We start from the raw sequence: 12,261 nt of genomic DNA, 5'->3' as shown, positions 1-12,261 counted from the left end.
ACCCGCTGCAACCGGACCGAGGCTGCCGCCGGGCGGATCCGAACGCGTAAGGTGACGTGCTCGTAAGACATAGGTACTCGTGTGCGAAGCGAGTCCGTACGAGTACGTCACCGGATACGTACGAGTACGTCACCCGGACGCGTGAGGAGAGGCCCGGACCATGCCCGGCAACGGCACCGTGACGCGCAGCACCCTGCGTCAGCAGATCGCGGACGCGCTCCGTGACGAGGTGCTGGCGGGGCGGCTGCGACCCGGCCGGGCGTTCACCGTCAAGGAGATCGCCGACCAGTACGGCGTCTCGGCCACGCCCGTCCGTGAGGCGCTGGTCGACCTGTCCGCCCAGGGCATCCTGGAGGCCGACCAGCACCGGGGCTTCCGTGTGCCCGAGTACTCCGTCACCGACTACCGGAACATGATCGAGGCCCGCAGCCTGGTCACCGACGGCATGTTCCAGGCCCTCGTCTCGGGCCATGCCGCCTTCAGCACCCCGCCGGAGGACCCGCGCACGGCCGCGGCCCTGACCACGGTGCGCCGCCGGGGCGAGGAAGCCCAGCGGGCGGCGGCGGCCGGTGACCTCACCATCCTCATCGGCTACGACCTCCGCTTCTGGCGCGAGTTGAGCGCCCTGTTCGGCAACCCCTACCTCGCCGACTTCCTGGACCGCCTGCGCGTGCAGTCCTGGGTCTGCGCCGTGCAGCACCTGCTCCGCCTCCCCGATCTGCGCGGCCGGCTCTGGGCAGGGCACACGGAACTGGTCGACGCACTGGCCCGTCGCGATGCCGAGGACGCCCGCCGGATCGTCGCCGCCGCCAACGCCCATTCCCTGGCGCTGCTGGAAAACGTGACCAAAGGGTAGGTGACCGGTACGGGCCCCACGGGGAAGCCCCCGGGGGCCGGAGCGACTACCCTTCCCTGACCACCTGCTGCCGTGCGTGACCGTGCGCCTGCCGATGCGAGGAGTCCTCTTTTGGCCTGTGACCTGTGGCTGGTACCGCTCGTCGACGTGTTGTGCCACACCCCGGACAACCCGTTCGCCGAGGAACTCGCGCAATACAACAAGGCGCTGGCCGAGGCCGGGCTCCCACCGGTGCCGGTGTACCAGTACATGCCGGGCCTGTCCGGTGACGTCGCCCCGGTGGCCGGCTTCGACTACGACGCCCTGCACTTCCTGCGCCGGATCTACCTGCTCCAGCTCTGCGGCCTGCCGGTGAGCCCGGTGGACGAACTGGGCGGGGACTACGAGCAGTTGCTGGAGATGTTCGAGTCCACGGCCCAGCAGTCCCATCTGGTCTGGCACTACGACCACGCGGGCGCGTACGTCCCCGTGGACTTCCCGCACCCGCTCTCGAACGACGAACTGCTCGCGGGCGGCGGCCCGTTGGGCTCCTCGCAGACCCTCCTGCGCGAGCTTCAGTACGTCGCCCCGACCATCGGCATCGACCCCGCGAACCCCCCGGCGGCCCCCGAACCGCCCTCCGCGCCGACCGAGCTGGAGGAACCGGCCGGCCCGGCGCCGTACGACCCCAGCCCCTTCGCCCGCGAACGGCATGTGTGGCTGGGCCTGCACGCGGCGGCGACCCGGTCCCTGGCGCAGGGGTCGATGATCGTGTTCAGCTGACCGCCGGGCCGGTACATGGCCCCTGAACACCCAACAGGGCGGTGCACCAGGAGAGTGTGCGGGAGGCGGGCGGGCGCGGCGCCCTCGGCTGACCGCCGTACGGTCAGTCGGCCCGCGGCAGTGGCCAGCCCAGCTGCACGAACAGGCCCAGCCGGTCGCTCACCGCACGGATCTCGGCGATCTTCCCCTCCACCAGCGTGAAGATCCAGATCGCCTCGACCGCGAAGGAGCGGCCGGTCGGCTCGGGCATGCGCGGATGCGCCCCGCTGTGCACGCCCCGCTGGGTCACGCGGGCCACCACCCGGTCGCCCTCGCCGATCAGCTCGTCCACCTGGACGGTGAGCGGTGCGAGAGCCTCGGCCTGCTGGCGCAGGCCGTCGAAGGCGGCCCCCGGCTCGTCGGCCTCGCCGTGGATGATCTTGTTGTGGTCCACGACGTCGGCCGCCATGAACCGGGGCAGATCCTCCAGGCGGTTCTCGCTGACCGCCTCCAGGAAGCCCTGGATCACCTTCTTGTTGTCGTCGACGGCACCGCTCATGACTCCCCCTGTCAAAGGCTGACGGATCTCGTTCGTGAAACTGTAGGTGATCTGCACCGAGGCGAGGTGCGGGACCCCGAACCACCGTTCACCCGGGGGGAACAGACCCCGTCCAGGTCCACTCCTGGAATGACCGCGGGCCGTGCAAGTCCTGCCTGCCTTTCCGACGAAGCCCTGATGGGCCCCTGGCGTCTGCTGTCCCGGCTCGGGTCGGGCGGCATCCTGACGGGGGTCACCGGACGGCCGGAACGCGCCACATCCACGAACACGCGCGCGACACAGGGGCGTTGTTCGTAGAGTTGATCAGCAACGTTCACAGAGCGGAAGGCGGGGCCGGTGAACGGCAACGGGGGGAACCACGTGGCAGGGGACGGCAGGGGAACGACGTCCGTGCACCTCGACCAAGCCGTACCCGCGGCCGGAGGCGGCGGCACCGCGGACCTCGCATCGAGCCCGGCGGAGAAGAAAGCGGCTGCAAACGCCATCGAGCAACACCTCGAGCCCGACACGCGCAAGGCCGGCTCGTCCGCCGAGGACGGCACGACCGCGGCCGTGAAGGAGTTCGACGGCACGGAAGCCGCCGGCTGGGCTGCCTCGGGCGCACTGAAGAAGGCACACGAGACGTGGCAGGACCAGGTGGCGGGCCTCCTGGGCCGGCTGGCCGCGGAGAAGGCGGCGTTGCGCTCCACGACGTCCCTGTTCCAGAGCACCGACCTCGGCGTGGGGACACGCGTCCGGGCCGTGTCTCCGCTCGACGCGTACTGAGCGGGCCGACACCGCGGGATGGGGATTCATGCCGACGTACTACGAAGTCATGCACACGGACCTGTCGAAGCTGTCCCAAGCGGCCGACAAGTGGGATGCCATGGCGGAGGACTTCGGAAAGCTGGCAACCCGGTACAAACAGGACGTGCACAGGATCTCGATGGGCGAAGGCTGGGCCGGGCTGAGTGCCCAGGCGGCTTCGGCCCGCTTCGAGGTCACACTCAAGGAGTACGAGGGTGCCCGGAAAGAGGCCAAGGCAGTGGCCTCCCTGCTCCGTGCGGCCCACACGGAGTTCCAGGCGTTGAAGAAGAAGGCCGAGGCGGTCAGGGACGACGCCGTAAAGGCCGGCATGCGTGTCTCCGAGCGGGGTGTCGTCACCTTCGATCTGGACCGCCTCGGGCAGGGTGCCCGGACCGCGTACGCCCACGACCCGGACTACCAGGAAAGCGTCCGCACCACCGCCCAGCAGTGGGCGGACCGCATCGGAGATGCGGTCAAGGCCGTGAACGAGGCCGACGAGGGCCTGCGGCTCGCCCTCGCGGCCGCCGTCAAGGACTCCGACGCGTCGGACGGCACGATCAACGGCTTCAACCGGGACGCGGGTCCGAGCCGGTATCCCACCCTCGCCGAGGCCGCCAAGGCCGCGCACATGCCCGAAGACCGGTCGAAGGTGGCTGCGTGGTGGCGGGGGCTGGATCCCGTCACCCGCGGCATCCTGCTGCAGGAGAGGGGAGAGGAACTGCTCAAGGCGGGGATCATGGACCCGCAGTACAAGTGGCACTCCCCCGACCCCGGCTCGGGGCCGTTCAAAACAGAGGAGCCGACCCCGCACGACCTGGAACTCCTCGCCCTCGCCCAGAGCCTGGCTCTCGGTGGAGACGTCATCGGGGAAAACGCGGCGTCGCGGAACATGGAGCACTATCTGAAAGCGACGGGAGAGCCTTTGGATCTCGACGTCGATCGCATCCTGCACGATGCCCCCGGCTACCGGACGCGGGTTGTCAGGGACCACGTCACGGAGAACCAGACCGAGTGGCGCAAGGAGGCGCTCGACGCCTTCGAGAAGGCGGGTGGCGACAAGCCCATTGCGATCCCTGTCGAGAGCCGGGCACAGGGTAGGGCCTTCCCCGACAGCGACAGCCAGAGCGAGTGGTTTCACGCCGTCGGAGCCCACCAGCAGAACGTCTCGGGAGTCGTCACCGTCACCCCCACTGCGAGTGGGAAGCCGAAGGTGACTCTCGACTACCAAGTCAATGTCTGGGACCGCTACAACTGGGACGCCGGCAAGTCGACGAAGTTCCCGGGTGGTCTTGTCGTCGAGGACGAGGACATGGGCCGACTCCACAAAGTGGGGTTTGCCAGGGAGTTCGACATGCGCGGCAGTAGTTCCGCATACACGTACGAACTCAACAGCGGCTCGACCGCCACGATCAACCCATCCGATCCCGGCCGCGGGGGCTCTCGGACCGATGTCTCGCGCGGCGACGAGGAGAACCGATGACCAAGCGAATCGCCGCGCTGTCGGGGGTGCTCTGCTCGGCGCTGCTGCTCACGGCGTGCTCGTCGTCGGACAGCGGGGGCACCGTGCACCGCACCGCCGGTCGGGGACCGACCTGGGACGAGAAGGCAGGCGCCCCGGAGGCCGCGGCCTTCATGAAGATCGACCTGCCTTCCGGGGCGACGGGGGTGAAGGGTGCCGTCCAGGTGAATCCCCAGGAGGACATGTACCTGCTCTCCTTCGTCACCGGGAAGGCAACTGCCGAACGGATGGCAGAGGACCTGCATTTCGACGCACCGTTGAGCACGACCGCAAAGAGCGGCCTGGAGGGTGCTCTGTTCGAGCATCTGGGCCTTACCGATCCGGAGAAGCTCGAGGGAGTGCGCTGGTCCGGCGTCTGCCCGCCCTGCGTGGAACACGACCGTGGCCAGGTGCAGTGGATCGAGATGTATGTGCACGACGAGGGCAAGGGGCGCTCGCGGGTGTACCTGCAGGCCTTCTGAGCAGGCCGCGGCCTGCGGACCCGGCACCGTGTACTTCGATTGCGCGTCGCGCGCCACGCGGGACCGCCCCGCCGGTCACGCCCGAGGGCGGATCGGCGGGGCGGTCTGCGCACCCGGCGGGAACAGTGCCCCGCCCGCGGCCTACAGGAACGAGTTGATCTCGATCGTCTCGTCGCGGCCCGGGCCCACGCCGATCGCGGAGATCGGGGCGCCGGACATCTCCTCCAGCGCCTTGACGTAGTTCTGGGCGTTCTTGGGGAGGTCGGAGAAGGACTTGGCCTTCGTGATGTCCTCGGACCAGCCCGGCAGGGTCTCGTAGACCGGCTTCGCGTGGTGGAAGTCGGTCTGGGAGTACGGCAGCTCCTCGACGCGCCTGCCGTCGATCTCGTACGCCACGCAGACCGGGATCTGCTCCCAGCCGGTCAGGACGTCCAGCTTGGTGAGGAAGAAGTCGGTCAGGCCGTTCACGCGGGTCGCGTAGCGGGCGATGACCGCGTCGAACCAGCCGCAGCGGCGGTCGCGGCCCGTGGTCACGCCCCGCTCACCGCCGATGCGGCGCAGCGCCTCGCCGTCCTCGTCGAAGAGTTCGGTCGGGAACGGACCGGCGCCCACGCGGGTCGTGTAGGCCTTGAGGATGCCGATCACGCGGCCGATCTTCGTCGGGCCCACACCGGCACCCGTGCAGGCACCGCCCGCGGTCGGGTTGGAGGAGGTGACGAAGGGGTATGTGCCGTGGTCGATGTCCAGGAGGGTGCCCTGGCCGCCCTCGAACAGGACGACCTTGTCGTCATCCAGCGCCTGGTTGATGACCAGGACGGTGTCGGCGACATACGGCTTGATCTGCTCGGCGTAGCCCAGCAGCTCCTCGACGACCTGGCTCACGGCGATCGCGCGCCGGTTGTAGAGCTTGGTCAGGATCTGGTTCTTGACGTCGAGGGCCGCCTCCACCTTCTGGGTGAGGATGGACTCGTCGTACAGGTCCTGGACCCGGATGCCCACGCGGTTGATCTTGTCGGCGTAGGTCGGGCCGATGCCGCGGCCGGTGGTGCCGATCTTGCGCTTGCCGAGGAAGCGTTCCGTCACCTTGTCGACGGTCACGTTGTACGGCGTGATGATGTGCGCGTTACCGCTGAGCAGGAGCTTGGACGTGTCGACGCCACGCTCGTTCAGACCGCTCAGCTCGGAGAGCAGGACCGACGGGTCGACAACGACACCGTTACCGATGACCGGCGTACAGCCGGGCGAGAGGATTCCGGAAGGGAGGAGGTGGAGTGCATACTTCTGGTCGCCGACGACGACCGTGTGGCCGGCGTTGTTGCCGCCCTGGTAACGCACTACATAATCCACCGAGCCACCGAGCAGGTCGGTCGCCTTCCCCTTGCCTTCGTCACCCCACTGAGCACCGAGCAGCACAAGTGCGGGCACGCGCGTACACCCCTTCCGGGCGGGGCATGTCCAAGGTCGGGGGCGTGGGCGTAAGGTTCACCGCCGCGTGCCACCGCGACCACCATTGGTCGCACAACCGTCGGACCGGATGCCCCGGAATAGACGAAGCCCCTGGCGCAATAGCGCAAGGGGCTCTTGCACAAAGATGCTACCCGAGGAAGCGAGGCAGGACCGAGGTGGCGACTTCCGCGACGTCCGATCAGCTGCTGGTGATCATCGATCCGACGGCTCGGCAGGCGGACGGAGAGGCCGTACGGATCGCGAAAGACGTGCTCAGCGCGGGTGCGGCGGCCAAGGTGTGTCTGCCGGAGGGGCCGGAGGAATTCGCCCGCGCACTGGGCCGACGGGGCTCCCGGCGCCCGGTCGTGGTCGGCGACGACCGAGCCCTGGTGCGCGCGGTGACCCTGCTGCACCGGCAGCGTGAGCTGGCCGGCTGCGCGCTGTCGATGGTGCCCGTGGGTGGCACGCTGGCTCTGGCGGAGTCCCTGGGGGTGCCGATGGGGGCGGTGGCGGCGGCACGGGCGGTACTGGACGGCGCCGAGCGCCGCCTCGACCTCCTCGTCGACGACAGTGACGGGGTGGTGCTGGGCGCACTGGGCATTCCGCCGGCGCCGGTGCGGGCGGCTGCCGCAGAGCCGGTGGGTGTGCCTGCCGGGCGGCCCCGGCTGCGCACGAGATACCGCTCGCTGGTCCGCACCCTGGCCCCGCGCCCCACCCGCCTCTCCGCCGTACCGGCCCCCGGCCCCGCCCGGCTCCGGGTGGAGGTCGACGGCGTGACGGTCGTGGACCTGGACCAGCCGGTGGAGGCGGTGTCGGTGACGCCGGGTACGGGTGGGACGGCCTCGGTGGAGGTGCTGCCCCTGTCGGTGGGCGCGGCGGCGGCCCCGCTGCTGGCAGCCGGCCGCACCGTGACGGTCGTGGGGGCGGACTTCCGCTACCGGGCGGACGCGGCGGTCTCGGGGCCGGTGCGCAGGCGGACCTGGCGGGTGGTGGAGGGGGCCTGGGGGCTCACACTGCCCGGCCACGACTGACCCGCCATCCCCGCCCTAAAGGTCTGGTGACAAATATTTAACTGCCCCGACCCCTTCCCGCACCCCTCCTTCGTCCACCATCCTGCTCCATCAGGACCCATGGACCGGACATGGAGGGGGCCACCCGATGGCAGTGGACGAGGGCGTTGTCCCGGCGGCGGAGACGGATGACGGAGGAACGGTTCATCGACTGAAACCCAACGCCGTCGGGTTGCTCGGCGTGGTGTTCATGGCCGTCGCCACCGCCGCGCCGATCACGGCGATGACCGGGAACGTGCCCTTCATGGTGTCGTCCGGGAACGGCATCGGGGCGCCCGCGAGCTATCTCGTCGCAATGGTCGTCCTGGCAATCTTTTCCGTCGGTTTCACGTCGATGGCGAAGCACATCACGTCCACCGGCGCCTTCTACGGCTTCATCTCCTACGGCCTCGGCCGCACCGTCGGGCTGGCGTCCGGACTGCTCGCCACCTTCGCCTACGTCGTCTTCGAACCGGCGCTGATCGGCATCTTCTCCACCTTCGCGACGACCACGCTGAAGGACCAGACGGGGCTCCATGTGCCCTGGTGGGCGTTCGCGGTCCTGATGCTCGCGATCAACGCCACCGGCACCTGGTTCGGGGTCAGCGTCGCCGAGAAGCTGCTGGTGGCGCTGCTGGCGACGGAGGTCACCGTACTGGCGGCCATGGCGGTGTCCGTGGCCTTCCACGGCGGCGGGCCGCACGGGTTCACCTTCGCGCCCGTCAACCCCGTCAACGCGTTCAAGGGCACGTCCGCCGGGCTCGGGCTGTTCTTCGCCTTCTGGTCGTGGGTCGGCTTCGAGTCGACGGCGATGTACGGCGAGGAGTCCCGCGACCCGAAGAAGATCATCCCGAAGGCGACGATGATCAGCGTGCTCGGCGTCGGGGTCTTCTACGTCCTCGTCTCCTGGATGGCCATCACCGGCAACGGCGAGGCGGAGGCCGTGAAGGCCGCTTCGTCCGCCGATCCGCTCGCGATGTTCTTCAGCCCCACCGAGCGCTACGTCGGACACTGGGCGGTCGACGTCATGCAGTGGCTGATGATCACCGGCTCACTGGCCTGCGGGATGGCCTTCCACAACTGTGCCGCCCGCTATCTGTACGCGCTGGGGCGGGAGGGCGCCCTGCCGTCACTGAAGAACACCGTCGGGCGGACGCATGCCCGGCACGGCTCCCCGCACCTCGCCGGCCTGGTGCAGACCGTCGTCAGCGCGGTGCTGATCGGGGCGTTCTGGGCCGCGGGCAAGGACCCGTACACCGGTACGTACGTCCTGCTCGCCATCCTCGGCACCATGGCGATCCTCGTCGTCCAGGCCGTGTGCTCCTTCGCGGTCCTGGCGTACTTCCGCTCCCACCATCCCGAGAACCGCCACTGGTTCCGCACCTTCACCGCGCCACTGCTGGGCGGCGTCGCGATGCTCGCGGTGGTCGTGCTGCTGGTGTCCAACATGGGCGTGGCCGCCGGGCCCGAGTCCGGTTCGCTGGTGCTGAAGGCGACACCGTGGCTGGTGGCCCTGGTCGCGGCGGCCGGCATCGGCTACGCCCAGTACCTCAAGCGCCGCTCCCCCGAGCGGTACGCCCTGCTCGGCCGGACGGTACTGGAGGAGACGAAGGAGCGCTGACCCTCCGCGAAGAAGTCCGGCGTCTCGGCGAACCGGTGCCCGGCCACCCGGATGATCACCCCACCTCGACGCTCAATCCTTCCAGCCCCCGGATCACGAAGTTCGGCTTCCGCACCGGCTCCGCCGCCAGGGCGAGCGTCGGGGCCTTCTCCAGCAACGCCGACATCGAGGCCGCCAGTTCGATACGGGCCAGGGGGGCGCCGATGCAGTAGTGGATGCCCGCGCTGAAGGAGATGTGGGGGTTGTCCTCGCGGGTGAGGTCCAGACGGGCGGGGTCGGTGAAGACGGACGGGTCGTGGTTGGCGGAACCGAAGAGCAGGGCGATCTCCGCGCCCCTGGGGATCGTCGTGCCGTCGATCTCGATGTCGTCCAGGACCCAGCGTTCGAAGAGCTGGAGCGGTGTGTCGTAGCGCATCAGCTCCTCGATCGCCGACGGGATCAGGGAGTGGTCGGCGCCTAGGGCGGCCAGCTGGCCGGGGTTGCGGAACAGCGCCCACCAGCCGTTCACCGTGGCGTTGACCGTGGCCTCGTGACCGGCGTTGAGCAGCAGGACGGCAGTGGAGATCATCTCCTGTTCCGTCAGCCGGTCGCCCTCGTCGTGGGCGGCGATCAGACCGGAGATCAGGTCGTCGCCGGGGTCCTTGCGGCGGGCCGCGATCAGCCCCCGGAGGTACTCGGAGAACTCCACAGACGCCCGCACCGCCCGCACCGCCGTCTCCTGCGGCGGGTTCAGCTCGTACATCCCGCAGATGTCCGCCGACCAGGGCCTGAGCGGGGCCCGGTCCGCCTCCGGGATGCCCAGCATCTCGGCGATCACCGCCACCGGCAGCGGCTCCGCCACGTCCGTCAGCAGGTCCCCGCCCCCCTTGTGGACGAGGGCGGCCACCAGCTCGTTCGCCAGGTTCTGGACGTACGGCTTCAGCCGCTCCACCGTGCGCGGGGTGAACGCCTTCGAGACCAGGCGCCGGATCCGGGTGTGGTCCGGCGGCTCGAGGTCGAGCATCCCGTGGTCGTTGAGCGTGTGGAACGGCTCGTGCTCCGGCGGGGGCGTGGTGCGGCCGAACTCCTCGTGCGAGAAGCGGTGCCGGTACGTGCGGCCCAGGCGGCGGTCCCGCAGCAGCGCCGAGACGTCCGCGTGGTGCGGGACCAGCCACTGGTCGGTCGGCTCGTACCGGATCACCCGGCCGCGCGACCGCAGTTCGGCGTACGCCGGGTACGGGTCGGCGAGGAACGCCGGGTCCCAGGGGTCGAAAGCGAGGTCGGCAGTCCCTGACATGCGGGGACGCTAACGCGTCGACCGGGGGTCTGACCAGGGTGCCCGCCCTCCGGCTACCGGCTGTCGTAACGGTGGTCGTAGTAGTCCTTGCCTCCGACGAGGACGGAAGTGACCGACGACGGCAGGCCCTCGGCGTCGCGGGGAACCTCCTGCGAGGTCTGCCGGGTGAAACCCAGCGAGACGCCGGGGATCACCGGGTATTCGGGCTGCGAGGTCACGTCGTGCCCGTCGAGCAGTACGCGTGTGCCGGACGCCCGGCCCTCGCCGGGCCACCACAGCTCGACGGCCGTGACAGTGGGGCCGCCCTCCAGGAGGGCCTGCACGCCTACTCCGTCCAGGACCGAGGAGACTTTCGCCGAGTTCCGTCCCGGCCGCCTGAGCACCCGGGGCTCGCCCCAGCCGGACACCGCCGCGATCGTCTCGTCGAGCGTCATGCCCAGGAGGATCGGCGCGACTCCGCGCGGTGGGTCGAGTACGAGATCCATGGCTGCCCCTCCGTGCCGGCCTCACCGCTCAGATGCGGTTGGCGACCAGAACGTAGTCGTAGTACAGGGGGTCGCCCTCCTCGTCCACCGGGTACTCGTAGCTGCTCTGGTTCGCGAGGATCACCTTGAGCTCCGGCAGGGCGTCGAAGCCGAGGTCGTTCTCCTCGATGGTGTGACCCCGCTCCGCCAGCTGTTCGAAGAGGTCCTCGCTCGGGGTGCGGAAGACGTCGAGCCCGTCCAGCAGCACCCGGACATCGGCGTCCTCGTTCCGGAAGCGGAACAGCTCCACCCCGCTCAGCGCACCCTTGGCGAACGCGAGCACGACGTCCATCTGGGCGTCGTCGTGGGTGAGAACGATCTGTCCCGGGATCGCGTCGCTCGCGGCGGTCCGGAAGGCACCCAGCTCATGGGCCGTTTCTCGCGCCCCCTCGACGGACATGCCGAGCCGGAACGGCCCGGCACTCGTCCGCGGACGGATCTCCACATCCACGGTTCAGGCGACCATCTCAGTGCTGACCAGGACGTAGTCGAAGTAGAGGGGATCCCCCTCCTCGTCGACGGGGTACTCGAACGAGCTGTTGTTGGCGAAGGACATCTTCAACTCGGGCAGGGCGTGAATGCCCAGGTCGTCGTCGTACGAGACGGAGTGACCACGCTCCTCGAGCTGCTCGATCAACTCCTCGCTGGGCGTCCGGAATACGTCCAGCTGGTCGAAGGTGACGTCGATGTCGGCGGCCTCGTCGCGGAAGCGCCACAGCTCCACGCTGGTGAGCGTGCCCGCTTCGGGGAACGACAGCACGTACTGGAACCCGGAGTCGTCCAGGTTCACCACGTACTTGCCCGGGGGACGCTCGGCCCCCGGGCGATGGCTGACGCGGCCCAGTGTCGGGGCGATCTCCATCGCCTCGTCGAACGGCATACCGAGCCGGATCTCGGCATCCATGTGCGAAGCCCCCGTTCAGATCCGGTCCGCGACCAGAACGTAGTCGTAATAGAGGGGATCGCCTTCCTCGTCCACTGGATACTCGAAGCTGCTGTTGTTCGCGAAGCGCAAGCCGAGGTCCGTGACCTCCTCAAACCCGTAGTCACTCTCGACGACCTCGTGCCCCCGCTGCTCCAGGACCGCCGGCAGATCGTCCGCCGGCGTGCGGAAGACGTCGATGCCCTCGAGGAGGAAGCGGATGTCGGCGGCCTCGTCGCGGAAGCGCCACACCTCGATACCGGTCAGCAGCTCCTTCTCCTCGGACTCGAAGAGGAGTACGAACTCGAACTGATATGCCTCGTTGACGACGACGTACTTGCCCGGCGGGCGCCCACCTTCAGGGGAGTGTTCGACGCGCCCCCACCTCCTGGCCTCGACCATCGCGTCGTCGAACGGCATACCGAGCCGGAACGAAGCGATACCGACACGCGGCAACAGTTCAACATCCATCCTTCTGCCTTCCTGTGGTGACCTCTTGTC

The 12,261-nt window shown here is 69.2% G+C and carries 14 protein-coding genes; 7 read left to right on the top strand and 7 right to left on the bottom strand.

The genetic code is table 11. From position 1 onward, the window contains the following. Positions 1-160 precede the first annotated feature (160 nt). Both ABZ079_RS07915 and ABZ079_RS07910 read left to right on the top strand, forming a co-directional pair. A complete protein-coding gene (locus ABZ079_RS07915) occupies positions 161-856 on the top strand; it encodes a GntR family transcriptional regulator (RefSeq protein ID WP_356938526.1) in 696 nt (231 codons plus the stop codon). A gap of 111 nt (positions 857-967) precedes the next feature. After that, the gene (locus ABZ079_RS07910) at positions 968-1,618 is read left to right on the top strand and encodes a hypothetical protein (protein WP_356938525.1); all 651 of its coding nucleotides are present in this window, start codon (positions 968-970) and stop codon (positions 1,616-1,618) included. A 103-nt stretch (positions 1,619-1,721) separates the two neighbouring features. Here ABZ079_RS07910 and ABZ079_RS07905 read toward each other — a convergent pair whose 3' ends face one another. Next, positions 1,722-2,156, bottom strand: coding sequence for an ester cyclase (locus ABZ079_RS07905; RefSeq protein WP_356938524.1), 435 nt, complete (start codon positions 2,154-2,156; stop codon positions 1,722-1,724). A gap of 390 nt (positions 2,157-2,546) precedes the next feature. Here ABZ079_RS07905 and ABZ079_RS07900 point away from each other — a divergent pair, with 390 nt between their 5' ends. From ABZ079_RS07900 to ABZ079_RS07890, 3 genes are read left to right on the top strand one after another with little or no spacing between them, the layout of a single operon-like run. Further along, the gene (locus tag ABZ079_RS07900; protein WP_356938523.1) at positions 2,547-2,921 is read left to right on the top strand and encodes a hypothetical protein; all 375 of its coding nucleotides are present in this window, start codon (positions 2,547-2,549) and stop codon (positions 2,919-2,921) included. A gap of 28 nt (positions 2,922-2,949) precedes the next feature. Then, complete coding sequence (locus ABZ079_RS07895) at positions 2,950-4,422, top strand: hypothetical protein (protein WP_356938522.1); 1,473 nt, start codon at positions 2,950-2,952, stop codon at positions 4,420-4,422. Then, complete coding sequence (locus tag ABZ079_RS07890) at positions 4,419-4,922, top strand: hypothetical protein (protein ID WP_356938521.1); 504 nt, start codon at positions 4,419-4,421, stop codon at positions 4,920-4,922. The genes ABZ079_RS07895 and ABZ079_RS07890 overlap by 4 nt, the downstream gene beginning before the upstream one ends. Positions 4,923-5,063: 141 nt before the next feature. On the opposite strand, the gene ABZ079_RS07885 is transcribed toward ABZ079_RS07890, so the two are convergent. Then, a complete protein-coding gene (locus tag ABZ079_RS07885; protein WP_356938520.1) occupies positions 5,064-6,347 on the bottom strand; it encodes an adenylosuccinate synthase in 1,284 nt (427 codons plus the stop codon). A 197-nt stretch (positions 6,348-6,544) separates the two neighbouring features. On the opposite strand from ABZ079_RS07885, the gene ABZ079_RS07880 reads away from it, so the two are divergent. Next, on the top strand, positions 6,545-7,399 hold the full coding sequence (locus ABZ079_RS07880; protein WP_356938519.1) for a diacylglycerol kinase: 855 nt from the start codon (positions 6,545-6,547) through the stop codon (positions 7,397-7,399). Between the two features lie 127 nt (positions 7,400-7,526). Next, positions 7,527-9,038 carry an APC family permease gene (locus ABZ079_RS07875; protein WP_356938518.1) on the top strand — a complete coding sequence of 504 codons (1,512 nt, stop codon included), beginning with the start codon at positions 7,527-7,529 and terminating at the stop codon, positions 9,036-9,038. Between the two features lie 55 nt (positions 9,039-9,093). On the opposite strand, the gene ABZ079_RS07870 is transcribed toward ABZ079_RS07875, so the two are convergent. From ABZ079_RS07870 to ABZ079_RS07850, 5 genes are read right to left on the bottom strand one after another with little or no spacing between them, the layout of a single operon-like run. Continuing rightward, positions 9,094-10,314 carry a cytochrome P450 gene (locus ABZ079_RS07870; protein ID WP_356938517.1) on the bottom strand — a complete coding sequence of 407 codons (1,221 nt, stop codon included), beginning with the start codon at positions 10,312-10,314 and terminating at the stop codon, positions 9,094-9,096. A 53-nt stretch (positions 10,315-10,367) separates the two neighbouring features. Further along, the gene (locus ABZ079_RS07865; RefSeq protein ID WP_356938516.1) at positions 10,368-10,799 is read right to left on the bottom strand and encodes a hypothetical protein; all 432 of its coding nucleotides are present in this window, start codon (positions 10,797-10,799) and stop codon (positions 10,368-10,370) included. Positions 10,800-10,827: 28 nt separating this feature from the next. Continuing rightward, positions 10,828-11,289, bottom strand: a complete 462-nt coding sequence (locus ABZ079_RS07860; protein WP_356938515.1) for a hypothetical protein — start codon at positions 11,287-11,289, stop codon at positions 10,828-10,830. A 3-nt stretch (positions 11,290-11,292) separates the two neighbouring features. Further along, entirely contained in the window at positions 11,293-11,742 is a 450-nt protein-coding gene (locus tag ABZ079_RS07855; RefSeq protein WP_356938514.1) for a hypothetical protein, read from the bottom strand. 15 nt (positions 11,743-11,757) lie between these two features. Further along, the gene (locus ABZ079_RS07850) at positions 11,758-12,231 is read right to left on the bottom strand and encodes a hypothetical protein (RefSeq protein WP_356938513.1); all 474 of its coding nucleotides are present in this window, start codon (positions 12,229-12,231) and stop codon (positions 11,758-11,760) included. Positions 12,232-12,261 lie beyond the last annotated feature (30 nt).

The organism is Streptomyces sp. NPDC006314, assembly GCF_040613075.1.
Taxonomy (GTDB): Bacteria; Actinomycetota; Actinomycetes; order Streptomycetales; family Streptomycetaceae; genus Streptomyces.
The sequence above is the reverse complement of the archived record's forward strand: the minus strand, read 5'-3'. Positions and strand labels throughout refer to the sequence as shown.

Bases quoted from the DNA above. Each gene is read 5' to 3' on its own strand.
- ABZ079_RS07865 (WP_356938516.1), bottom strand. From the start codon at position 10,799: ATGGATCTCGTACTCGACCCACCGCGCGGAGTCGCGCCGATCCTCCTG.
- ABZ079_RS07905 (WP_356938524.1), bottom strand. From the start codon at position 2,156: ATGAGCGGTGCCGTCGACGACAACAAGAAGGTGATCCAGGGCTTCCTG.
- ABZ079_RS07915 (WP_356938526.1), top strand. From the start codon at position 161: ATGCCCGGCAACGGCACCGTGACGCGCAGCACCCTGCGTCAGCAGATC.
- ABZ079_RS07895 (WP_356938522.1), top strand. From the start codon at position 2,950: ATGCCGACGTACTACGAAGTCATGCACACGGACCTGTCGAAGCTGTCC.
- ABZ079_RS07890 (WP_356938521.1), top strand. From the start codon at position 4,419: ATGACCAAGCGAATCGCCGCGCTGTCGGGGGTGCTCTGCTCGGCGCTG.
- ABZ079_RS07850 (WP_356938513.1), bottom strand. From the start codon at position 12,231: ATGGATGTTGAACTGTTGCCGCGTGTCGGTATCGCTTCGTTCCGGCTC.
- ABZ079_RS07870 (WP_356938517.1), bottom strand. From the start codon at position 10,314: ATGTCAGGGACTGCCGACCTCGCTTTCGACCCCTGGGACCCGGCGTTC.
- ABZ079_RS07875 (WP_356938518.1), top strand. From the start codon at position 7,527: ATGGCAGTGGACGAGGGCGTTGTCCCGGCGGCGGAGACGGATGACGGA.
- ABZ079_RS07855 (WP_356938514.1), bottom strand. From the start codon at position 11,742: ATGGATGCCGAGATCCGGCTCGGTATGCCGTTCGACGAGGCGATGGAG.